The organism is Prolixibacter sp. SD074, from assembly GCF_009617895.1.
Classification (GTDB): domain Bacteria; phylum Bacteroidota; class Bacteroidia; order Bacteroidales; family Prolixibacteraceae; genus Prolixibacter.
The window spans coordinates 1,244,035-1,267,580 of sequence record NZ_BLAW01000001.1 but is presented as its reverse complement, the minus strand read 5'-3'; the positions used below and the strand labels follow the sequence as shown (position 1 = coordinate 1,267,580).

The window sequence follows — 23,546 nt, the reverse complement described above, 5'->3', positions numbered from 1 at the left end:
AACCAATTAAGACTAGCTATTGTTTCTTTATCAGAAACTAAGCAAGTTACAGTCGCCTTGATTTTACTTATGATTTTAATTTCCGAAAATATACAACTTGATATGACGCGGCAGAATAAGTTATTCCCTGTTAGTTTTAACATTTTAAATTCATTAAAAAACTAAACGTTATGATTGATATTTCGCACATCCACCCTATGTTGGTACACTTCCCCATTGCGTTGTTACTGGCTGGATTTTTCTCAGATGTCCTTGGGCTGTTTGTAAAGAAGGAATTCTTTACCCGTGCCGGATTTTATTTATTAATTTTGGGAACGCTCGGGGCAATTGCTGCAGTTATTACCGGGCACATGGCAGGTGATGGCATTGAAGCGGGCGCATTGGGACAAGCCGTTGAAGTGCACGAAGATGCCGGAACATTGACATTGTGGCTCGCCTTAATCACTTCGGCTTTTCGGATTGTTCTGGTTTGGTTTAAAAAATACAGGGGTGCATTAAAAACTTTGGCACTGGTTTTTTTTCTCGCGACCGTTTTGTCAGTTGCCCGTACCGGATATTATGGAGGTGAGTTGGTATACAAACATGCTGCCGGCGTCGAACTCAGTTTCGGAAACAACTAATACCTTATCTAACAACTAGTCTGGTTCACTATGCGTATTTTGGTCATTGAAGATGAGCCTGGTATTGCCAGGTTCCTGAAAGAGGGCCTCGAAGAAGAATCTTTCGCCGTTGATGTAGCAGAAGATGGAATTAAGGGACAGGAGATGGCTATGGATAATGGTGAAGAGTACGATTTATTACTGGTCGATTGGATGTTGCCCGGGATGAGCGGTGTGGAGATTGTTCGGCAGATTCGTGAAGAAGGCCTGCAAATGCCGGTCATTTTTCTGACAGCTCGCGATACCGTGCAAGATGCTGTATTCGCGCTGGAAATGGGAGCCAACGATTATATTCGAAAACCTTTTTCGTTTGAAGAGTTGTTGGCCAGGATAAGGGTTCAGTTACGCGAGCCTTCAGGCGAAACTTCCCGTTTAAGTACCGGAAAATTGGTCATGGATTTGAATACGCATCGGGTTTTTCGTGGTGAGGAAGAAATTCAATTAACGCAAAAAGAGTTCGCGTTGTTGGAATTTTTGCTTCGGAACAAGGGTAAGGCTTGCTCCCGTACCCGGATAATTGAGCATGTGTGGGATATCCATTTCGATTATGATACGTCTGTGATTGATGTGTACATCAATTCTCTTCGAAAGAAAATCGATCAGAAAGATGAGCCTGGATTTATCCGCACCATCCGTGGTGTCGGTTACATTATACAGGAGGACTAAAATCACAAACACGAAACCTACGAATGAGACTTAGCTATAGCAACCGAATTGCTCTGTATTACATGGGAACCACTGCAATTTTGACGATGGTGGTGTTTTTTTTCATATACATGGTGGTACATCAAAGTGTATATCGGCATCTCGATTCGGAACTGACAGCAGAAGCAAATGAATTAAACGGTGATGTGGTATTGTTGAGTGACGAAATTGTCTTTACCAATCGTTATGAGTGGAACGAAAACGAACATGGGCAGGTTGAGGTAAATCCTACCTTTATACAGGTGAGTGATGAGGATGGACAGATTGTGCGGCGCACACCTAATCTGTCCGGTGATTCGCTGAATGTTTATATGCACCGGAAAACGCGGTTTTTTATTAACAGCACACTTTCCAAACAGCCGGTCCGGCAATTGCAGTCACCGATTTTTGATTCGTTGAATGAATTGAAAGGCTACGTCGAAATTGCTGTTCCGATCGAAGGTACCCTGGTTGTCATGAGGAACTTACGAGGCGTATTAATTCTGGCGTTTCCGATTGTCCTGGTGCTGCTCTTTTTTACAACAAGCCTCATTGCCCGCCGAAGTATCCATCCGGTGTACAGGTTGACCGAAACAGCAGAAAAAATAAGCAGGGAGAATTTGAGTGAACGCATTCCGTTGCCTTTGCACAAAGACGAACTTTATACGCTCACCCAGACAATCAATCAATTGCTGGAACGACTGGAAGATGCCGTAATTCGCGAAGAGCAATTTACATCAGATGCTTCCCATGAATTGCGGACACCACTTTCTATTTTGAAGGGAACACTGGAGGTGATGCTGAGGAAAAATCGTGAGCCGGAATATTACATCGAAAAAATCAGTAGCAGTTTATCCGAAGTGAACCGGATGTCGGATTTGGTGGACAAGCTCTTACTGCTGGCCCGGTACGAAGGGGATGAAGCTCCGGTTAATTTGTCGAATGTCGGTGTTCAGGATTTGCTGGAAGGTGTCCTGGCCCGGTTCGAAAGCCGGTTTGCTGAAAATAATTTACAGTTAGCACTGGATTTGACACCGGAGATTGTTCTGCAAACCGATCGGTTTATGGTAGAGCAAATTGTGGAGAATTTGATTACGAATGCCATTAAATACAGTCCGGCCAATTCAAAAATATCTATCTCTCTGAAGAAACAGGGAAAAATTGCCAGCCTGACGATAGCCGATGAAGGTCCCGGTATTCCCGAACATGCATTGAATGGGATTTTTGACCGCTTTTACCGTGTTGACGAATCCCGGAATTCCGTTATCGAAGGTAATGGCCTTGGCCTGGCGCTGGTCCGTCGATTTTGCGGATTGCTGCACATTCGGCCGGAAGTGGAGAGTGGGCCCGGAAAAGGTACCCGGTTTACCTTGTACTTTCCTCAAGAAAATCGTGTAGAAACGGATATTTTTATCTGATTTAAGCTGTTCTTAAGTTTCTCTTTAGACAAGTCTTATGATTGGTGTGTTAGATTTGTTCTCATAATAAACAAAAAACAAAACAGATATTGACCATGATGAAAAAAGAAATTTCTTCCCTGTTACTGGCATTTGTATTAATGCTGGGGATTACACCTGCTTTTGCAGCAGAAAATACACAAACCGTGAAAGATTTACAGGACGCTTTCACGGGTGAGAGCACAGCACATGCCAAGTATGCGGCTTTCGCCAAAAAGGCAAAAGAAGAAGGCTATCCAAAAATTGCATTGTTATTTGACGCTGCCTCGAGAGCCGAAAAAGTCCACGCAGGAAACCATCAATCGGCATTGAAGCAGTTGGGTGCCGAAGTTCCGGAAGTAAATCCGGAGTTTGATGTGAAAAGTACGCGTGAAAATTTGAAGAATGCCATCGAGGGAGAATCGTACGAGGTGGCAACGATGTATCCTAACTTTTTGAAAGATGCATCGAACGAAAAGGTAAACATCGCCATGATGTCATTCAACTACGCATTCCAGACAGAGAAAAAGCACAAAGAGTTGTATGAAAATGCACTTAATTCATTGGATAATAATCAGGTAAATAGTATGCCGTCGCTTTACCAGGTTTGTTTGGTCTGTGGCAACACCTATGCCGGACAAGGTCCAGCCCGTTGCGGTATTTGCATGACGCCGAATGAAAAATTTGTTACACTGAAACTTTAAATGTTGGAAAAAATCATTTTGTTGCAGTGCTACTGAAACGATTGGTTGATTAATTGAGATGAAGGCTTTCCTGTTTATTCAGGGAAGCCTTTCTTTATTCTACCTTGATGACAATTCCTGAAGCCTGGATTTTTCCACGGCTACTGGCTCTCCTTCCACCTTGATATGGTTCTTTACTCAGATAAACCTGAATGTAGTACAGCCCTTTTTTGGTGAAGCGTTTCCGGAGAGTGATATAACCGTCGCGATTGGCGGATGGAATTTCCCAGGGCCATAACTGGAAGGCAATCGCTTCGGTGAAGTCATTGTAGCTGTTCAATCGGTTGATTTGGGCGCGGCTCATGGGCTTCAGCGGCGGTTCATAGTAGCCGATGATGACATACGGGTAAAGCTTCTTATCCAGCAATCGGAATTGTATCGCAGCCGTTTCTCCCTTTTTGATGGTTTGCTGAAACGGACCAAACTGTAGATAGCGGTCGAGGTATTCTTCGTAATACCGGAAGCCTTGCCCGCACCAGGCTGTCCCAATTCCAACGTAGTTATGAAACGGGCCGATGACTGTTTGCTTGTGGCCATCACCAGGGGCCTTCTCTTCCATGAAACCAGAGTGAGCATTCTCCATTAATTTGACAATATCGTCGAAATCAGGCGAAATCCGTCCGGTCGTAATTAAAGCAGAAGCATTTTCCGATAAATGGTCGGTACCGCCGGCAAAAGCGTATCGGTGGTAAGGTCTCTCACCGGCCAGGTTCCAGTGGCCATAATAGCCATTGTCACACGATTCGCGGCTCATTTTGTTGGCTACGCGGCTGGCCAGAATATCCAGTTTCAGTGAAGGGACATGATATTTTTCCCGGCTTTCGTTGATGCGCTGTAGCAGGATGATCTTTGATAAAAGCATTAAATCGTCATCCCGGTAGGTACCTAACCGGTGTTCTTTGTTGTTCAGGACCTGGTAGTAGGCAAATTTTTCCCGTGAAATATGATAAGCCCTGATTTTTTGGTCCAAAGTAACTTCAGGTCCTGGCACATTTTGGAACAACGCAATCCCGTGAAAGAGATTGAAGGAAACAATAAGTAAAGCAAAAAATGGAATGATTTTCATGCCTGTTAAATAAATAGCCCGTAACTAAACAACAAATATCAGGCCTTTTGGATGAAATACGGTCTTACGCATATTTGAATGACGCAAAAAAAGGGACCGATGTCTCAACATCGCCCCTTTTTCATTCCCGGTTCCTCGTATTGTCTTGTCTCTTCGATCTAATTTAAGGTATGGGAAATTCATCTATTTTGCCCGTTTTTCAAGCGATTTAATTATAGCGGAGAAATCATCCCGGGCAAAACCGTCTGCTTTTGCCGATGCATAAATTTCGCTGGCTACCGATGCCATAAATTGTGGCACACCGTTGTCATATGCAGTCAATCCAAGCAGGTGAAGGTCCTTTTGCATCCACTCCAAAGGAAACTCAACCGAATAGTCGTTCAATTTAATTTTGTCGGCTTTTGCCTTGATAAATGGAGGCGTTACCGGCAGGGCTGATAGGAACTCGAGCAGAAAGTCGCGGGAGAACCCCATCTTTTCACCCAAAACAACCGACTCGGCAAAAACGGCCATGGCTTGGGCCAGTTGTGAATTGACCAACATTTTCAGTGAAGTTCCCATTCCGGTATCCCCAGCGTGAACTGTTTTCTTTCCCATGATATCGAATAGCGATTGAACCTCTTGCATGTCATGAGCGGCCCCACCTACCAGGAATACGAGTTCACCTTTTTCAGCCGGGATTTTGCTTCCGCTTACCGGTGCATCCATGAAGCGGACGTTGTAGCTTCTGGCTTTGGCTGCGGCGTCGCGCGAAAAACCGGGATCGACAGTCGTGCAATCCACCCAAAGAGCGTTTTGCTTCATGTGTTTAACAAAACCTGAGTCGCTAAAGGCAATATCGTGAACCACGCCTGGCGTTGAGAGCATCGAAATGACCACGTCTGCGTCCTTAACAGCATCAGCTGCCGATTTAGACATAGTGGCGCCTAGTTTGACCAGTTGGTCGGCGGCTGAGCGCGTCCGGTTGTAAACCGTTACATCCAGATTCTCTTTTACCAGATTTTTAGCCATCCGGCTTCCCATAATTCCTAATCCGATAAATGCGATTTTCATAGCACAATATTTTTGAGTTTAACTAAATCAATTTGTCTTTCATTATTTAATAACTGAACAGGAAAGCAAAGGTTTGTTGGTTAGGTAACGCGTTTTAGAACAAACCGGTAATATTTCCTTCGTTGTCGATATCGATATTTTCTGCAGCTGGTTTGGCAGGCAATCCGGGCATTCGCATAATGTTTCCCGTAATGGGGATGACAAAACCTGCGCCCGATGCAATTTCTATGTTGCGTACCGTTACCACGAAATCCTTCGGGCGGCCCAGCAATGCCGGATTATCGGAAAGCGATTTTTGCGTTTTGGCAATACAAACCGGCAGTTTGTCAAGCCCCAGCTTTTCAATCTTTTTTAAATCCTTTTTTGCCTGACTGGTAAAATCGATGGCCTCAGCTCCGTAAATTCGTTTAGCGACTGTCTCGATTTTCTTCTGAACATCCCAGTTCCAGTCATAAAGCGGAGTGATTTGATTCTCGCATCGTTCACATGTTCGGGTAATGATATCTGCCAGTTCAAGTGCACCTTCTCCACCTTTGCCCCATACATTAATGGGAGATACGTCTACACTCATCGATTTGCATTTTTCCACAATCAAATTGATTTCTGCATCGGTATCCGAAGTAAAACGGTTAATGGCGACTACCGGACAAGCCTTGAACTGCAGCATATTTTCGATGTGCTTTTCGAGGTTGGCAAAACCTTTTTGCAATGCCTCCAGGTTTTCCTCCTTCAGCGAACCGGCGGGAGCGCCCCCATGGTATTTTAGTGCACGCACGGTGGCAACCAAAACAACTGCCGAAGGTTGCAGATCACCGTAACGGCATTTGATATCGATGAATTTTTCGGCACCCAAATCAAAACCAAATCCTGCTTCCGTCACTACATAATCGGACAGAGAAAGTCCCATTCGTGTAGCAATAATGGAGTTGGTTCCCTGCGCAATGTTGGCAAACGGTCCGCCGTGGATAATGGCGGGAGTTCCTTCAATGGTTTGTACGAGGTTAGGTTTGATAGCATCCTTCAGCAGTGCCGTCATGGCACCCTGAGCTTTTAAATCGCGCGCATAGACAGGTTCACCGCTGTAGGTAAATCCGATGAAGATATTGCCCAAACGCTTTTTTAAATCCTCAATATTGTCGGCCAGACACAATATGGCCATGATTTCGGAAGCCGCGGTGATATCGAAACCAGTTTCGCGGGGAACACCAGAGCTGGTTCCGCCCAGGCCCAAAACCAATTGCCGTAGCGCCCGGTCATTCATGTCCATCACGCGCTTCCATTCCACTGTGCGGGGATCGATACCCAGCGAATATTGTTTGTTCTGTAGATTATTATCGATTAAGGCAGCCAGGAGATTGTGCGCTTTTTCTATCGCCGAAAAATCGCCGGTAAAGTGCAGGTTAATATCTTCCATCGGTAGTACCTGCGACCATCCGCCTCCCGTAGCGCCTCCTTTGATGCCGAATACTGGCCCAAGTGATGGTTCACGCAAGACAACAGTTGTTTGATAATTCCGGAGGTTCATCGCCTGCGCAAGCCCGATGGAAACAGTGGTTTTTCCTTCTCCTGCAGGTGTGGGCGAGATGGCCGAAACTAAAATCAGCTTATGCTGTTTTACCTTTTCCTTATCGATAAACCGAAGTGGAATTTTCGCCTTGTACTTTCCATACAGTTCCAAATCGTTAAATTCAATGCCCAGTTTTTTCGCAATCGATGCGATGGGCATCATGCTCACGGAGTGTGCAATTTCAATGTCAGTCTTCATGTGAATTTCGTTCGTTTTATGGTTTTCCGGATACGCCGGTTGCTAAAGTTGCCCTTATTGGTTATGGTGAAATTTCGGCATAGTACGAACATAACGAAAGAATGGGACGGAGACAATGTCATCTGTCAGCAATTTTACGGATAAGAAAAGTCGGAAGGAACCTAAAGCCGGATGGAGAGCAAAAAAGAGAGGCAACCATTGCCTCCCTTTCGTCAGTTATGGTTTGGGATAATCTTTCAAAAGATCGAGCGTTTTGGCAATTTCCTCATCGGGTAATTCAAAATCAGTTAGCTGCCCGCGCAGGTATTTATCGTAACCCATCAGATCCATCAATCCGTGTCCGGAGAAGTTGAAAACAATGGTCTTTTCTTTGCCTTCTTCTTTAGCTTTCAACGCTTCGCGAATAGTGGCCGCGATTGCGTGATTGGTTTCCGGCGCCGGAATAATCCCTTCAGTCTTAGCGAAAAATACACCGGCATTATAGCATTCGTTCTGGTGCAAAGAAACCGGATTTACCAAACCTGCCTCTACTGCGGCACTGACTAACGGCGCCATTCCGTGATAACGAAGTCCGCCGGCATGAATAGGGGCCGGAATAAATGTATGTCCGAGGCTGTGCATCGGAAGGAGCGGGGTCATTTTGGCAATATCGCCGTGGTCATATAAGAAGGGAGCTTTGGTTAATGTCGGGCACGAAGCGGGTTCAGCACCAATAATCTCGATGTCGGCGCCGTTAATTTTGTCGTTGACAAACGGGAAGGAGAGTCCGGCAAAGTTGCTTCCACCACCGCAACATCCAATAACCACGTCCGGCTTTTTGATGCCCACTTTGGCCAGTTGTTTCTTTGTTTCTAAACCGATAATGGTTTGGTGTAACATCACGTGGTTTAGAACTGAACCCAGCGAATAGCGGGTTTCACCGGTTGGGTCGGTAACAGCTGCTTCGATGGCTTCGGAGATGGCAATCCCCAAACTTCCGGGCGTATCCGGATTTTGTTCCAGAACGGCACGGCCGGCCTCCGTTTCCATACTCGGACTGGAAATACATTTACCACCCCAGGTATTCATCATCATCTTCCGGAAAGGCTTCTGGTCAAAACTTACCCGTACCATAAAAACTTTGCACTCAAGCCCCAGCAGGGAACAGGCGAATGAGAGCGCACTTCCCCATTGCCCGGCACCGGTTTCAGTAGTGATGCGTTTGATGCCAAACTCCTTGTTGTAATATGCCTGGGCAACAGCTGTGTTGGGTTTGTGGCTTCCGGCCGGGGATACACTCTCATTTTTGTAATAGATTTTTGCCGGAGTTCCCAACGCTTTTTCCAAAGCATAAGCCCTAACCAACGGACTGGGACGCCAGATGGAAAGTAGTTCCAGAACCTTTTCTGGAATATCAATCCAGCGTTGGGTACTCACTTCCTGCTCAATAATGTTCATGGGGAAAACGGGTGCCAACATTTCGGGCGAAATGGGCTTTCCATCAGGTCCGAGGGGAGGGCTCATTTTCAAATCAGCCGCCAGGTTATACCATTGCCGTGGCATCTCCGATTCGTCGAGAAAGATTTTTTTTTGCAGCATAGTAAGTGGTTTAGTGGTAATGGTGTTGAACGAGAAGTAAGAGTACTTTTCATCAACAACTTTAAAGATACAACTTGGTGATGCATTTTCGCATCATAAAAGATTTATAATGTGTCGAAAATGTATCTTGCCAAAAGTAAAAAAAATTGCGAAAAGTAAAAACAAGGAAAGCAAATAATGACTTGAAATCTATTGGAGGAATGACGACAGGGATGGAAATAAAAATGAAAAAGTCGCAGCAAGAATGAACTGTGCTGCGACTTAAAATTTATTTTTCTGTAACAGTTATTTTCTTTCCGGGTTCACCTCGATAGATGACGTAATGGGAAGCGCTTGCTTGTAAATAGCCGATACGCCACAATACCGGTCCTGTGAAAGATTTACCGCTTTTTCAAGCTTTTCCATGGGCAAATCTTTTCCCCAGAACTGATAAGTGATGTGCATGCTGGTATAAACCTTCGGATGCTCTTCACTCAGTTCGCCGGATACTGTTACATCAAAATTATCGGGGGTAACCCGCATCTTTTTCAAAATGGAAATAACGTCCATGGCGGTACAGCCTGCCAGGGCAGTCAGCATTAACGGCTTCGGACGTGGGCCCAAATCCTTGCCTCCAACTTTTTCGTCCGCGTCCAGCATGATTTTATGCCCGTTGACTTCGGCTTCAAAAGCCATGTCTTCTTTCCAGGAAATTCCTATTTCATGCTTCATAAAACAATGCTGTTTTTATTAGTTTGCCTCTACTTTCAGTACGTCGCTGATCGCCTGTACAAATGTGTCTTTGGGAAGCGCGCCCATAGCCATTTGCGGCTGACCTTCAACCGGCACAAAAAGCAGTGAAGGAATACTCTGGATTCCGAACATTGCAGCCAATTCGCGCTGGTCTTCGGTGTCAATTTTAAATATTTTCAGTTTGTCTTCGCCGTATTCTTCCTGAAGTTCTTCCAGAATAGGGGCTACCATTTTACATGGATTGCACCAGTCAGCGTAGAAGTCGATGATAACAGGCACATCGCCTTCAAATTTCCAATCCTTATTATTTTCAAAATCAAATACTTTTGATTTAAAGGTGTCTTTTGTTAAAAATTCTAAAGCCATTTTGTTTACTTTTTTTTTTGGTTTCTAGATATTGTTTATTTCAAATATTGCCAATAGCAAAAGTTTCGATGCAAAAGTAAGTACTGATTTTGAAAAAACAAATTTTTTGAGGGGAAAGTTGCTAATAGCAAAATATGTGCTTGTGAATAATTGCTTTATTTGTATTTTTGTATCCGGAAAAGAATCGAAAAAATTGAAATACAATGGAGAACGGAAATGGGATCATGTTTATGATATATGAACTGAGGCGCAAATGTGCTTCGGTAGATCAACGTTTGATGGATGATTTAAGACTTTCGCAATCGGAATTGTTGTTCTTTTCGGCGCTGGATAACTGCGAGAAGATTAGCAGTCCTGAGTTGGCCAAGAACATGAATTTGTCACCTTCGCGCGTGAGCAGGGTGGTGGATAAGTTGGTCAACAACGATTTCCTTATTCGGGAAGTCGATCCGAATGATCGCCGGGCTATTACATTAAATCTGACTGAAAAAGGGAAAAAGGTTAAGGAGCGGATTGACATGGGCCGGCAGGAGTGTGAGGCGCAGTTGATGGAGATTATGCCGGACACTGATATGAAGAAATTCAGCGAACTTGTCACAAAGATTGTAACGACATTAAAATAGTGAATTCCCCGCGGGTAAATTAACCTCGGGGAATTCAACTATGTGTAGTATTCTATCAGTATCGATTCCTGATTTTTCCTTTGCATACTCGACATTTCTTCGAGTCCTTTCCGGTAATTTTCCAATGACTTTGGTGGCGAACCCACTTGACTGTAAGCACGTTCCAATTCATATCCAACCACGGGTTTGGGCAATCTTTTTGCACCCGTCAGTTTTCAGTCCTCTTCTGCTATTCGTTGTTCAGATTCAACTCATACAAGTCGGAGCGGGGGTCTTTCAAATTGCGGACAGCTCCAAAATAGTGGAGTTCTTTCAGTAGGTCCAAATCGTTATATCTTGCCATTAACGGAGCATTAAAAAATTCCGGGAAGAGAGCAAAATCACTTTTGTATCCGGAAACGGCATCCACAAAAAATTCCACCTGTTCGAATAGCTCATCCAAGGTTTGGTAGGAGCGCATTTGCCATTGCACCAAACCCAGTCTGACAACCGATTTGGTGGCAGAAAGCCTGGGTGATTTCATCCGTAGGAAAAATGAATGTTCAATATTATGTAACAATAATATCGAATCGAAGTTTATAATTAGGTTATTCTATTGATGCTATGAAACAGCATTTGAAAGTCAATTGCGTGGTGTCTTGTCGTAATGGGGAAAGCGGTCCCCGTGCCGCCTTTTGTAATTTTCTTTAATAGGATACCTAGCGTCTAAAAATCGTGCTTTAAACATTTTATAACATTTATATGTTGTGTTTGCTGATTGGATTCAATAGCTTTGTCCCGCATAATATGATTCGAAAAACAGGACATATCCTTACAGCCCTGATCCTTTTAGCTTCAACAATCGGGGTCACGATCAACAAACATTATTCACATGGTCAATTGTTCGATGTGGCAGTGTATGCTGATGCGCAATCCTGCTGTACAGCCGAACATCATGACATGGATGGGTGCGCAGATACCCATGAACATTATCAGGTGGTCAATGATTTTCTGGCATCGAATTTCGATACCGATTTTCAGGCTCCTGTAATGAATTTTGTCGCTCCGGTGATGGTGGTCCCTGCTTTCGAACTAGCTGTTGTTTTAGAAGTTCAAACTTCCTTTGATACTCATCAGGCCAGTCTTCCCCTTTATGATGCAGGGGATAGGTGTGCCCTTACGCAAGTATTTCTCTGTTGATTTACAGTAATTAAAACAGCCTTATGTGGTTGTTGTGTAACTATCGGTTGCCTTCAGGAGGCGGCGCGTTAGTTGTACTGTTTATTCTGTAAATCAATTATTGACTGCTTAATAATAAGAGCATGCTGAACAAGATCATACGATTCTTTTTAGAGAACAAACTGGTCACTTTTCTGGCGCTTCTAACATTTGTTGCCTGGGGTATTGTTTCCGCACCTTTCCAATGGGATACAGGCTTTCTGCCGCGCGATCCGGTCCCGGTTGATGCGATTCCCGATTTGGGTGAGAACCAGCAAATTGTTTATACCGAGTGGCCGGGGCGTTCGCCACAGGATGTGGAAGACCAGATAACCTACCCGCTAACCACGTCCCTGCTGGGGATACCCGGGGTAAAAACGATCCGTAGTAACTCCATCTTCGGGCTTTCGAGCATCTATATTATTTTCGACGATGATGTGGATTTTTACTGGAGCCGTACCCGGATATTGGAGAAGTTAAATTCGCTTCAGCCAGGTACTTTACCCAACGGTGTCACACCGTCGTTAGGGCCTGATGCAACGGCCCTGGGACAGGTTTACTGGTATACTCTCGAAGGACGGGATAAAAACGGGAATCCGACGGGAGGATGGGATCCGCAGGAATTACGAACCATCCAGGATTACTTCGTCCGATATGGATTAATGTCTGCCAAAGGAGTTTCGGAAGTGGCTTCCATAGGCGGCTTTGTGAAGGAATACCAGGTCGATATCGACCCGAACGCCATGAAGGCCAATCACGTAAATGTGGGGCAAATCATGGGCGCAGTGAAGAAAAGCAACCTCGATATTGGGGCCCGCACCATTGAGTACAACCGGGCCGAATACATGATTCGCGCTTTGGGCTATATCAAGAATATTCACGACCTGGAAGAGAGTGTTGTTGCCGTTCATGACAATGTTCCTATCCGCATTAAAGATGTGGCGCATGTTACTTTTGGACCTGCTACCCGGCGTGGCGGTTTGGATAAAGATGGTGCCGAGGCGGTTGGGGGAGTCGTGGTTGCCCGTTACGGTTCCAATCCGTTGCAGACCATCAATAACGTGAAAGAGAAAATTAAAGAGATATCCCCCGGACTTCCGTCGAAAACACTGAAAGATGGCACGGTATCGAAAGTAACCATCGTGCCGTTTTACGACAGGACCGGCCTGATTATAGAGACACTGGGAACACTGGAATCATCGCTTTCGCACGAGATTCTTATCAGTATCATTGTGGTTATTGTGCTGGTTTTAAACCTTCGGGCTTCTCTTTTGATATCTAGCCTGTTACCCATCGGGGTGCTCATTACTTTCATCGTGATGCGGCAGTTTGGCGTGGATGCGAATATTGTCGCCCTCTCCGGTATTGCCATTGCCATTGGAGTAATGGTTGATGTGGGAATTGTGTTTACGGAAAACATCGTCAGGCACCTCGAGATGCCCGAGAACCGTGATGCCCGTGGACGCGATTTACTAAACGTGATTTACAATGCGACTATCGAAGTTGCTTCGGCCGTTGTTACCGCTTTGGCAACGACAGTGGTTAGTTTCCTGCCAGTGTTTTCGATGCAGGCGGCCGAAGGAAAACTATTCAAACCCTTGGCGTTTACCAAAACATTCGCATTGCTGGCCTCACTGGGAATTGGCATTATACTGATTCCGGCGATGGCACACATCCTGTTTGGCATCCGTTTCGATAAAAAGAGGACCAGCCGGGTTTGGTATTCGGCTTTAGTTGCGGCGGGTATTTTATTCCCGATTATCTATCATTCATGGGTCGCATTGGCATTGCTGGCTTTCGGTGTAAATGGCCTGTTAGAATACCGTTGGCCGGAAAACAAGCGCAAATATGTTACGTGGATCAACATCGCCATCGCGGTAGTGATTGTCGTTTATTACCTGTCTACCGAATGGATGCCGCTTGGGGCCCGGAACAGTCTGTTTGTGAATTTCCTGTTCGTCTCCCTGATTATCGGTGTAGTGTTAGGCGTTCTGATGACCATTGTCCATTTCTATCCGGTCATCCTGAAATGGTGCCTGGCGAACAAATGGAAATTTCTGAGCATACCGATTGCACTGGTGTTGTTTGGTATTGTTACCTGGCAGGGATTCGACAAAACGTTCTCTTTTATTCCATCTGCCATGAATAAAATTGGATGGAATATTCGAACCACGAGCCTCTGGACTTCGCTGGACAATTCGTTCCCCGGAATCGGGAAGGAATTTATGCCGTCGCTCGACGAAGGTTCGTTCCTGCTGATGCCTACTACCATGCCGCACTCCGGTGTTCAGGAGAACCTGGATGTGATTCGTCAGGTCGATAAAAGTGTGAACGCCATTCCGGAAGTGGAAACGGTTGTGGGCAAATGGGGACGTGTGAATTCAGCTCTCGATCCGGCCCCGATTTCCATGTTTGAGAATACTATTAACTACCGTCCCGAGTATATCCTCGATGAAAATGGTCACCGCATGCGCTTTAAAGTGAATAAGGATGATGCCTTCGTCCTAAAGGATGGGACCACGTACAATCCGAAGGACGGTTACCGGCTCATTAAGCGCAGCCAACTAATTGAAGACGATAACGGTGAATATTTCCGCCAATGGCGCAATAGTATCAAATCGCCAGACGATATCTGGAAAGCCATCGTTAATGCCTCTTCCGTGCCCGGATTAACATCCGCTCCGAAACTGCAACCCATACAGACCCGGCTGGTCATGTTACAGACCGGTATGCGGGCACCGATGGGCATTAAGGTGTTTGGGCCCGATTTGAAAACCATTGAGAAGGTTGGCTTCGAACTGGAGAAATTCCTGAAAGAGGTTCCCGGCATCAAACCACAGTCGGTATTTGCCGACCGGGTTGTTGGAAAACCTTACCTGGAAATCAACATCGACCGGGATGCGATTGCCCGTTACGGATTGACCATTCAGGATATGCAATCATACCTTTCCGGGGCGATTGGCGGAATGAAGCTGACCACAACAGTGGAAGGCCGAAAGCGCTTCCCCGTCAGGGTGCGTTACGCCCGCGAATATCGCGACAACCCGAATGATCTGAAGAATATACTCATCCCGACGCCAACAGGCGTTCAGGTCCCACTGAACGAACTGGCTGATATAAAGTACATACGTGGTCCGCAGATGATCAAAAGTGAAAACACCTTTTTGGATGGTTATGTTATTTTTGACAAAGAGCCGGGACAAGCCGAGGTGGATGTCGTGGAAAGTGCACAGAAATTCCTGCAAAAGAAAATCGATGACGGCGAATTCAAAGTGCCGGCCGGCGTGAGTTACAAATTCACCGGAAATTACGAAAACCAGGTGCGGGCCACCAAACGATTGATGCTGGTTGTCCCTATTTCGCTGTTGGTAATTTTCCTGATTCTTTTTTTCCAGTTCCGTTCGGTGACAACCTCGTCGATGGTATTCAGCGGTATTTTCGTCGCGTTTGCCGGTGGTTTCCTTATGTTATGGCTGTATGGCCAGCCTTGGTTTATGAACTTCAGTGTGGCGGGCATCGGTATGAGAAACCTGTTCCAGATGCACACCATCAACCTGAGTGTGGCCGTTTGGGTCGGATTTATCGCCCTGTTCGGGATTGCAACCGACGACGGGGTAATTATGGGGACCTACCTCACCCAGATATTTGCGAAAGAGAAACCCGAAACCATCGCACAGGTGCGGGAAGCCGTGCTGCACGCCGGTCAAAAACGGGTTCGTCCCGCGATGATGACAGCAGCCACCGCGATTATTGCCCTGATACCGGTATTGACTTCTACCGGGAAAGGGTCCGACATCATGGTTCCCATGGCCATTCCGTCGTTTGGCGGTATGCTCATCCAGGTAATGACCATGTTCGTGGTTCCGGTTCTGTATAGCATGTGGCAGGAACGCAAGTTGAAGGGAACACTAAAACAAAAATCGATTGAACCATGAAGCGATTAATCTATATCATCCCGCTATTGTTCGTTGCGGTTCTGCTTTCGCAGGAAAAAGCTTCGGCGCAGGAAGCGCTGGACAATTACCTGGTGCAGGCAGCGGAAAACAACCCGGGACTGAAAGCCAAATTCAATGACTACCGTGCTGCGCTTCAAAAAGTGCCGCAGGTAGGAACCTTGCCCGATCCGCAAGTGATGTTCGGTTATTTCATTCAACCGGTCGAAACCCGGCGCGGTCCGCAAAAGGCGACGGTTTCAGCCAGCCAGGTATTTCCGTGGTTTGGAACATTAAAAGCCCGCGAAAATGTGGCCTCCAACATGGCGCAAACCCAATACGAAGCTTTTGAGGATGCGAAATCGAAGTTGTTCTACGATTTGCGTTCCAATTACTTCAATCTCTATTTCACCGGAAGGTCGATTGCCATTACTAAGGAGAATTTGAAGCTGCTGCAGTCATTCAAAAAACTGGCGTTGGTGAAGATAGAAGCAGGAATGGCTTCCACGGTAGACGAGTACCGCCTGCAGATGGAAATCGGTGAGCTGGAAAATCAACTGGCATATTTGCAGGATAACTATGAAACACAGCAGGTAGCCTTCAACAACCGCTTAAACCGTGATCGGCATGCTACCGTGGAAATTCCGGATACGTTGTGGGTGAATGATTTGACGTTGAACATGCAGCAAATTGCCGACAGCGTAAACCTGAAAAACCATCAAATAAAAAGGCTGGATAACCTGATGGCGGCTTATCAGGCCGAACAGGAAGCAGCCCGCAAAGCCGGCAGCCCAAAATTTTCGATTGGGTTTAACTACATTTTTGTAGGCAAAGGTTCGATGACCAGCGCTGACGCCGGGAAGGACGCTTTTTTCCCATCGGTGGGAATTACGATTCCACTGTACCGAAGAAAGTACCAGGCCATGGTGCAGGAAGCGGAGTTCAGGGAAGAAGCGGCTACCAATCAGAAACTGGATAAGGTAAATACCTTGAATACAGTTTTGGAGCGGGCGGACCGCGATTACCAGGATGCGGTTAGGCGGGTTGCCCTTTTCCGTGAGCAGCTGAGCCTGGCGCATCGTTCGCTGAACATTCTCGAATCGTCCTATTCTACCGACGGAAAGAACTTTGAAGAGGTTTTGCGGATGGAACGCAAGGTATTGAAATATGCGATGGAACTGGATAAGGCGCGTGCCGATTGCAACGCTTCAGTCGCTTTTATCGATTACTTAAGGGGTAAATAAATGACAACTCATTGTGTGAAATTAATTCAGATGAAGAAAAATCAAGCTTTTTTACCCCTGGACACAAAGGGAAACCTTGATTTTTCATGACTCCCCTTCAGGGTTAATAAGGCAAAAGGCCTGAAAAAATCTTCACCGTGTTGAATTTCACACAACAGGTTCAGAGATAAAAAAATTTTAAACAGATGAAAAAATATATTAACCTGTCGAAAAAAGAGGGGTACCGTATCGGTATCGCGGTAGTAGCCGGATTACTGGTTGGATGGCTGTTTTTCCACGGAAGTGGGAAAAATGCCACCGAACCATCAACGCACAATCACGAACAGGTAGTGGCCGGAGCAGAAAAAGCGACCATCTGGACCTGCTCCATGCACCCGCAGGTACGCCTGGACCACCCGGGGAAATGCCCCATTTGCGGCATGGATCTGATTCCTTTGCAAGAGCTGAGCGCTACCAAAACGGCTTCGCCGGATGAAATCCAGATGACAGACGCGGCGATCAAGCTGGCCGATATCCAGACACTGACCGTTCAAAAAGGGTATCCCGCAAAAGAAGTTCGTTTGCTGGGTAAGGTACAACCCGATGAGCGAAACATCGCAGAGTTGACAGCCCGTTACGGCGGGCGAATCGATAAGTTGTTTGTCAATTTTACCGGGCAACACGTGCGAAAAGGAGAAAAGTTGGCGCTGATTTATTCGCCAGACCTGATTACGGCCCAGAAGGAGTTGCTGGAAGCAATTCAGTACAAGGATACCAATCCCGGTTTGTACCGGGCTGCCCGAAATAAACTGAAGTTATGGAACCTGACCGATGTGCAAATTAACGGCATCGAACAGAAAGGAACCATTCAGGAAGATTTTGAAGTAATGTCGCCCATTTCGGGTACGGTGACCAAACGGCAGGTGTCGCTTGGCGATTACGTGAAAACCGGCTCGAGCCTGTTTGAGGTCATCAACCTCACCGATGTGTGGGTGATGTTCGATGCCTATGAAACGGATTTGCCGTGGTTGCGAAACAAGGACAAGATACAGTTTACCGTGTCATCCCTACCGGGAAAAACCTTTAGCGGGAAGGTGACTTACATCGATCCGTTTATCGATGCCAAAACACGCGTGGCACACGTTCGGGTTGAGGTGAATAACCCGGACCTGGAGCTGAAACCCGAAATGTTTGCGAATGGTATTGTCACTTCACAACGGGCTGAAAGTGGCAAAATGCTGCTGATCCCCAAAACCGCGGTTCTTTGGACGGGTAAACGCTCCATTGTGTATGTCAAAGACCCGGACCGAAAGGAACCGACCTTTAAGATGCGGGAAATTACACTGGGTCCCGAATCGGGCGGTAACTATGTAGCTGCCGACGGGCTGAAGGAAGGTGAAGAGATAGCCGTAAATGGTGTATTCAAAATCGACGCTTCGGCGCAATTGGCCGGTAAGCCCAGCATGATGAACCCCGAAGGCGGCGATTCGGGCGCGGGAAGTATGCCCGGAATGGATATGGGCGGAAGTAAATCAACCTCTTCCGCGAAAGCGGAAACACCTGAAAAATCGTCTGATACAAATAGCTCTGACGCATTTAAGCAACAGCTTACCAACGTTTACAAGGCCTATCTGAAAATGAAAAATGCCTTTGTCGCGAAAGAGTTTGATAAAGTTCAAGCCGATGCAAAAGCGGTTCAGTCCGCGTTGGGAAAAGTTAATATGGAAGAGTTGAAAGGAGACAACCATGTTGAATGGATGAAGCAATTGAACGTGATGAAGCCCAACATTGCCAAAATAGCGTCGACGGTAAAACCGGATGAGCAGAAAGCAGCTTTTGCAAACTTTAACAAAGCTTTCTACGAAAGTGTGAAACGGTTCGGCCTGACAGGCGTAACTGCCTATTACCAGTTCTGCCCAATGGCGCTAAATAACAAAGGAGCTTTTTGGTTGAGCGAATCGGCCGATATCCGCAACCCGTATTTTGGTTCGGACATGTTGACCTGCGGCGAAACCCGCGACGCTATCAGGTAGTATTTTGGTATTCATTCTCAAAGTAAAAGCATGAAATTATGAGACTTGTCAAAGCATATATCCGCTACCGGAAAATGGAAGAAGTTTATCACGCATTGGAGAAGAACGGTTTCCACAGCATGACGATGATGGAGTGTGAAGGAACCGGCCGATATGCCGACCAGGAACATGAGCATATCAGCAGTAAATACCCTTTTGCTGAAGCCTATCGCGTGGTCAAACTGGAAATCCTGGTCGAAAAAGAACGCGTATCTGAGATGGTGGAGCTTATTCGAAAGAATGGCCGGACCGGTTACCGGGGAGATGGAATGGTGATTGTTTCGCCGGTAGAAGAGGTATACAAAGTGAGAACCGATGAGAACGGAATCTCGGCGATATAGATAACCACGTTGGAAGACCTGAAATTTAAATGCTAAAGTGTGTTAATTCCTAAAATGATATAAAACATTCGATGAATTATGTAACACATTAACAGCAGCTACTCGATAACTTTATCGTCTGAAGTTGAAATGAAAAAAACGCAACAATGAAATATTATATCGATAAAAAACTAAATGGCAGCTTCGGCGAGGTAATCGGTAAGGTTACGGAAGCTTTGCAGAAAGAAGGTTTTGGCGTGTTGACTGAGATTGATATGCAGCAGAAGCTGAAAGAAAAACTGGATGTCGATTTCCGGAAATACAAAATTCTGGGGGCCTGTAATCCGCCGTTTGCCTATCAGGCATTGGAATCGGAAGACAAAATCGGGACCATGCTGCCCTGTAACGTGGTGGTTCAGGAGCTGGAAAGCGGAGAAATTGAAGTGGCGGCAGTTAATCCGGTCGCTTCGATGCAGGCAGTTGAGAACGACGATTTATTCTGTATTTCAACGGATATTTTAAGAAAACTGGAAAGGGTGGTTGCTTCGCTTTAGGAAAGTTTTCTTCAAGATAATGACAGTTTAGAAGTTATTAACGAATAAGAAATGGAGGTTTATCATGATGCACGGATTTGGAAATATGTACGGAATGGGCTTTGGAATGGGTTGGGGCTGGATCATCGGCCTGCTGTTCATCATTGGCCTTGTTTGGCTGTTAATCCGGGCAACCGGAACGCATCAGCCCTATCATTATCCTCATTCTCCCGCTGCTTCACAGGATGGAAAATCACCGGTTGATATCCTGAAGGAGCGTTATGCACGTGGAGAAATCGATAAGGAGGAGTTTGAACAAAAAAAGAAAGACTTACAATAATAGTTATTTATTTAAAAGCAGACACATGAAAAAAGCAGTAGTAACGTTGATTTTTGGAATTTTAATGATTGGTGCGCAGTCTTTGTTTGCCGACAACGCGCAGAAAACCGACACGTTTAAAGTATACGGGAAATGTGGTTCCTGTAAGGCACGCATCGAAGGCGCTGCGAAGAGTGTTAATGGAGTAGCCAAAGCCGATTGGAACATGAAAACGGAGATGCTGGCGGTGACATACAATCCTTCGAAAACCAATGAGAAGAGCATTAGTAAAGCGATTGCCAAAGTGGGGCACGATACCCAGTTCGATAAGGCATCCGATTCGGTTTACGCCGGACTTCCCGGTTGCTGCAAATACGATCGGGCTATGTATCCTGATAAGAAAAAATAACGATTTTTATTCTTGATAATTGTAGTGAGGGTGTCCTAAAAGTTGAATTGGAAAAGTGTTAATTTTCCAATTCAACTTTTAGGACACCCTCTTTTTTTCTAACTGTGGAAACATGATGCTACGTGGTTCCGGGCCCTTGCCTATGGCATGGTGTATGTTATGAACAGTTCACCGGCAGATCGTAAGATCGTCCGGTTGGGCGATCCAGGCAGCCTTCCGGTCAGTATCAGCAGCGAAGGAAAGAAGGCGGCACAGAATTTTACACGGCTCTGTTAAGGTGCCTCCGACCACCGACAGGGTAGCCGACCGCCCCGTCAGTGGTTGAAAACCCTGACAGTGGCATAAGAACAGCAGGCAAACCTGTCAGCGTGTAAGGTCTATCGACGCGATTCTCCATTTCGTCTCATCTCCCAAACGCCGAAGTATTTAAATGAAAATTAATTTGTTTATTTACGATGGCTGAGCTTTTCGAAGACCCAGCACAATACATCCCATTATTGGGGTGTAACAACCATGTTGGTACAAACTAGTTGGCAACAGCCGTGGAAAGGTGGTGGAGGTTGCAACATGATTAAATGACAGGTGAAAAAGACGGCAATAATAGCAGGATTACTTTCGGGGTTCCTATTTGGGGTTGCAACGCCATTTAGTAAACTACTTTTGGCCCATTTAAACTCTTTTCAGTTAGCTGGTTTGTTGTACCTGGGTGCAGGAATTGCAATGATTCCATCGATAATGAAAACGGGGGGCCAGATTAAACTGCTTTTCAGTAAAAGTAATTTAGTAAGAACATCCGGGATTATATTGTTCGGCGGATTGTTGGGCCCATTATTATTATTGGTTGGTTTGCGGGCAGCCAATGCGGCCTCTGTTTCAATTTGGTTAAATATGGAACTTGTTGCTACGGCTGTTTTAGGTGTTCTGTTTTTTAAGGACAGCCTTGATAAATTTACGTGGATAGGAGTGATTCTAACGGTTTTTGCCGGAGTTGCAACATCATTTGGCGAAGGTGTAAGCGGACTAACTTCAGCTTTATTAATAACAGCTGCTTGTTTTTGTTGGGGGATCGATAACCACCTTACGGCACTAACCGATGGAGCTACCCCTCAGGCGGTAACTTTTGTTAAAGGATTAATGGCAGGCATTGTCAACCTGGCAATCGGCGTTTCAATATCTGCGTCTTCTATTGCATTTAATATTGTTGCCGCAGCGCTGATTGTCGGCGGTTTTTCTTATGGATTTAGTATTGTACTTTATGTGATCTCAGCACAAAACATTGGTGCAACAAGGGGGCAAATATTATTCGCGACAGCACCTTTATGGGGCGTGATTTTATCATATATCTTTTTTCAGGATAGTTTTCACTGGACACATGTAATTTCCCTTTTGCTTTTAATTCTTGCCGTTGTTGTGATCAATATGATTTCACACAAACATCAACACACACATGAGATGCTTGAACATATCCATTATCATAAACATAACGACGAACACCACGACCATAGCCATGACGATGAGAGCATAAATCCGGCGAAAGGACATTCTCATATGCATACTCATCAATCTTTAACGCACACCCATCCGCATTATCCGGATTTGCATCATAGGCATAAACATGAATAAAAAACGGTTGTTGTCTTTACCATAGGGTCTGCTGATTTTCTTTAAATTCATACTCTGCTAAAAATCGAAATCATATCAATGAACTTATATATTATGGCACAATTGCCGCTTAATTATTTAACGAGTATTGGATTAAAGGCACTTAATTAATCCTTTTAACAGACTTTTTTAATTTCATACTGGGTTTAAGGAGAATCTGGTCGGTCTTAATATCCTTATTGTTGAGTTTTGACAAGAGTAATTTTATCGCAATTTTACTGATACTACTAACTGGTTGGGCAATACATGAAAGCGGCGTAGATAAATAATCAAGATAAGGGTGATCATCAAATGTTATTAATGAAATCTCATCCGGAATACGAACATTTTCTTCCAACAATGCATTCATACATCCCAATGCAATCATATTACTCAGCGTGAATATCGCAGTTGGTTTTTCTCTTTGCTGGAGTAAGAGTTTAGTTTCCAGATAACCGTTTTGAATTGTGAAATCATCACCAACAACATTAAAGCTATTCAAACCAGATTCCTGCATGGCATCAATAAATCCCTTGACCCTGAGTCTATTTGGGGTAGATTCTTCAACACCTTGAATACAAGCAATCGTTTTATGACCATTCTCTATCAGGTGTTTAGTTGCGGAGAAAGCACCATCGTAATTATCAGTAGAAACGTATGGCATATCAAGGTCTTCAAAATACCTGTCAATACAGACAATTGGAAGTCCTTGATCATATAATGATTTAATATGATCCGACTGATTACCACAAGGTACAATCACTAATCCTTCAATATTTCTTGCCATCATCTGCTGCAATTCGGTTTTTTCGATTTCCAGATTTTCATCACTATCGCCAATAATCGTGATGTAACCGAACTTTCGCACCTCTGCATTTATTTCACTGGCAATCCCAGCGAAGAATGGATTATTTAGAGAAGGTACTATTAAGGCAATCGTTTCACTACGACCAGACCTCAAATTTGCAGCAAAATGATTTGGTATATAATTTAACTCTTTTGCCGCTTCTCGTATCTTTTTCTGAGATTTTTCTCCAATTCTGTATTTTTCAGCTTTACCACTTAATACTCTTGAAACAGTTGTAACAGAGAGTCCTGTCTTGTCAGCAATGTCTGTAATATTTACTTTTTGTTTAGTCATTCTATTTGCACAAACGTTTATACAAATATAGATATAAAATTCATTTCCTTAAAG

The 23,546-nt window shown here is 45.1% G+C and carries 22 protein-coding genes; 14 read left to right on the top strand and 8 right to left on the bottom strand.

Annotated elements, in window-relative coordinates; genetic code table 11:
• The first annotated feature begins 170 nt into the window (after window positions 1-170).
• From GJU82_RS05590 to GJU82_RS05575, 4 genes are all read left to right on the top strand, one after another.
• Window positions 171-620 carry a DUF2231 domain-containing protein gene (locus GJU82_RS05590; protein ID WP_153631246.1) on the top strand — a complete coding sequence of 150 codons (450 nt, stop codon included), beginning with the start codon at window positions 171-173 and terminating at the stop codon, window positions 618-620.
• A gap of 30 nt (window positions 621-650) precedes the next feature.
• Window positions 651-1,325, top strand: a complete 675-nt coding sequence (locus GJU82_RS05585; protein ID WP_153631245.1) for a response regulator transcription factor — start codon at window positions 651-653, stop codon at window positions 1,323-1,325.
• Window positions 1,326-1,348: 23 nt separating this feature from the next.
• Window positions 1,349-2,761, top strand: a complete 1,413-nt coding sequence (locus GJU82_RS05580) for a cell wall metabolism sensor histidine kinase WalK (protein WP_153631244.1) — start codon at window positions 1,349-1,351, stop codon at window positions 2,759-2,761.
• A 95-nt stretch (window positions 2,762-2,856) separates the two neighbouring features.
• Entirely contained in the window at window positions 2,857-3,483 is a 627-nt protein-coding gene (locus GJU82_RS05575) for a rubrerythrin family protein (protein WP_228488582.1), read from the top strand.
• Between the two features lie 94 nt (window positions 3,484-3,577).
• On the opposite strand, the gene GJU82_RS05570 is transcribed toward GJU82_RS05575, so the two are convergent.
• The 6 genes from GJU82_RS05570 to trxA all read right to left on the bottom strand — a co-directional run bounded on the left by GJU82_RS05570 (window position 3,578) and on the right by trxA (window position 10,082).
• Window positions 3,578-4,588 (bottom strand): CAP domain-containing protein, encoded by a 1,011-nt coding sequence (locus GJU82_RS05570; RefSeq protein WP_153631243.1) that lies wholly within the window; start codon window positions 4,586-4,588, stop codon window positions 3,578-3,580.
• A 183-nt stretch (window positions 4,589-4,771) separates the two neighbouring features.
• Entirely contained in the window at window positions 4,772-5,641 is an 870-nt protein-coding gene (locus GJU82_RS05565) for an NAD(P)-dependent oxidoreductase (protein WP_153631242.1), read from the bottom strand.
• Between the two features lie 94 nt (window positions 5,642-5,735).
• Entirely contained in the window at window positions 5,736-7,406 is a 1,671-nt protein-coding gene (locus tag GJU82_RS05560; protein ID WP_153631241.1) for a formate--tetrahydrofolate ligase, read from the bottom strand.
• 216 nt (window positions 7,407-7,622) lie between these two features.
• Window positions 7,623-8,984 carry a TrpB-like pyridoxal phosphate-dependent enzyme gene (locus GJU82_RS05555; RefSeq protein ID WP_153631240.1) on the bottom strand — a complete coding sequence of 454 codons (1,362 nt, stop codon included), beginning with the start codon at window positions 8,982-8,984 and terminating at the stop codon, window positions 7,623-7,625.
• 285 nt (window positions 8,985-9,269) lie between these two features.
• Window positions 9,270-9,695 carry an OsmC family protein gene (locus GJU82_RS05550; protein ID WP_153631239.1) on the bottom strand — a complete coding sequence of 142 codons (426 nt, stop codon included), beginning with the start codon at window positions 9,693-9,695 and terminating at the stop codon, window positions 9,270-9,272.
• 18 nt (window positions 9,696-9,713) lie between these two features.
• Window positions 9,714-10,082, bottom strand: coding sequence for a thioredoxin (gene trxA / locus GJU82_RS05545; RefSeq protein WP_153631238.1), 369 nt, complete (start codon window positions 10,080-10,082; stop codon window positions 9,714-9,716).
• A 203-nt stretch (window positions 10,083-10,285) separates the two neighbouring features.
• Here trxA and GJU82_RS05540 point away from each other — a divergent pair, with 203 nt between their 5' ends.
• Window positions 10,286-10,705: a MarR family winged helix-turn-helix transcriptional regulator gene (locus tag GJU82_RS05540; RefSeq protein ID WP_153631237.1), complete on the top strand. Its 420-nt coding sequence runs from the start codon at window positions 10,286-10,288 to the stop codon at window positions 10,703-10,705.
• 229 nt (window positions 10,706-10,934) lie between these two features.
• Here GJU82_RS05540 and GJU82_RS17395 read toward each other — a convergent pair whose 3' ends face one another.
• Window positions 10,935-11,228 carry a hypothetical protein gene (locus GJU82_RS17395; protein WP_228488581.1) on the bottom strand — a complete coding sequence of 98 codons (294 nt, stop codon included), beginning with the start codon at window positions 11,226-11,228 and terminating at the stop codon, window positions 10,935-10,937.
• A gap of 263 nt (window positions 11,229-11,491) precedes the next feature.
• Between GJU82_RS17395 and GJU82_RS05530 the strand changes: the two genes are divergently transcribed.
• From GJU82_RS05530 to GJU82_RS05490, 9 genes are all read left to right on the top strand, one after another.
• On the top strand, window positions 11,492-11,884 hold the full coding sequence (locus tag GJU82_RS05530; RefSeq protein WP_153631236.1) for a hypothetical protein: 393 nt from the start codon (window positions 11,492-11,494) through the stop codon (window positions 11,882-11,884).
• Window positions 11,885-12,006: 122 nt separating this feature from the next.
• Window positions 12,007-15,837 carry an efflux RND transporter permease subunit gene (locus GJU82_RS05525; RefSeq protein WP_153631235.1) on the top strand — a complete coding sequence of 1,277 codons (3,831 nt, stop codon included), beginning with the start codon at window positions 12,007-12,009 and terminating at the stop codon, window positions 15,835-15,837.
• Entirely contained in the window at window positions 15,834-17,078 is a 1,245-nt protein-coding gene (locus GJU82_RS05520) for a TolC family protein (RefSeq protein ID WP_153631234.1), read from the top strand. Before GJU82_RS05525 ends, GJU82_RS05520 begins: the two co-directional genes overlap by 4 nt.
• A gap of 185 nt (window positions 17,079-17,263) precedes the next feature.
• The gene (locus GJU82_RS05515; protein ID WP_228488580.1) at window positions 17,264-19,090 is read left to right on the top strand and encodes an efflux RND transporter periplasmic adaptor subunit; all 1,827 of its coding nucleotides are present in this window, start codon (window positions 17,264-17,266) and stop codon (window positions 19,088-19,090) included.
• Window positions 19,091-19,128: 38 nt separating this feature from the next.
• Window positions 19,129-19,470: a P-II family nitrogen regulator gene (locus GJU82_RS05510; protein WP_153631233.1), complete on the top strand. Its 342-nt coding sequence runs from the start codon at window positions 19,129-19,131 to the stop codon at window positions 19,468-19,470.
• A 146-nt stretch (window positions 19,471-19,616) separates the two neighbouring features.
• Window positions 19,617-20,003, top strand: a complete 387-nt coding sequence (locus tag GJU82_RS05505) for a DUF302 domain-containing protein (RefSeq protein ID WP_153631232.1) — start codon at window positions 19,617-19,619, stop codon at window positions 20,001-20,003.
• A gap of 64 nt (window positions 20,004-20,067) precedes the next feature.
• Window positions 20,068-20,322 carry an SHOCT domain-containing protein gene (locus GJU82_RS05500; protein ID WP_153631231.1) on the top strand — a complete coding sequence of 85 codons (255 nt, stop codon included), beginning with the start codon at window positions 20,068-20,070 and terminating at the stop codon, window positions 20,320-20,322.
• 25 nt (window positions 20,323-20,347) lie between these two features.
• Window positions 20,348-20,710, top strand: coding sequence for a heavy-metal-associated domain-containing protein (locus tag GJU82_RS05495; protein WP_153631230.1), 363 nt, complete (start codon window positions 20,348-20,350; stop codon window positions 20,708-20,710).
• A gap of 582 nt (window positions 20,711-21,292) precedes the next feature.
• Window positions 21,293-22,333: a DMT family transporter gene (locus GJU82_RS05490; RefSeq protein ID WP_228488579.1), complete on the top strand. Its 1,041-nt coding sequence runs from the start codon at window positions 21,293-21,295 to the stop codon at window positions 22,331-22,333.
• 142 nt (window positions 22,334-22,475) lie between these two features.
• Here GJU82_RS05490 and GJU82_RS05485 read toward each other — a convergent pair whose 3' ends face one another.
• Window positions 22,476-23,492: a LacI family DNA-binding transcriptional regulator gene (locus GJU82_RS05485; RefSeq protein ID WP_153631229.1), complete on the bottom strand. Its 1,017-nt coding sequence runs from the start codon at window positions 23,490-23,492 to the stop codon at window positions 22,476-22,478.
• Window positions 23,493-23,546 lie beyond the last annotated feature (54 nt).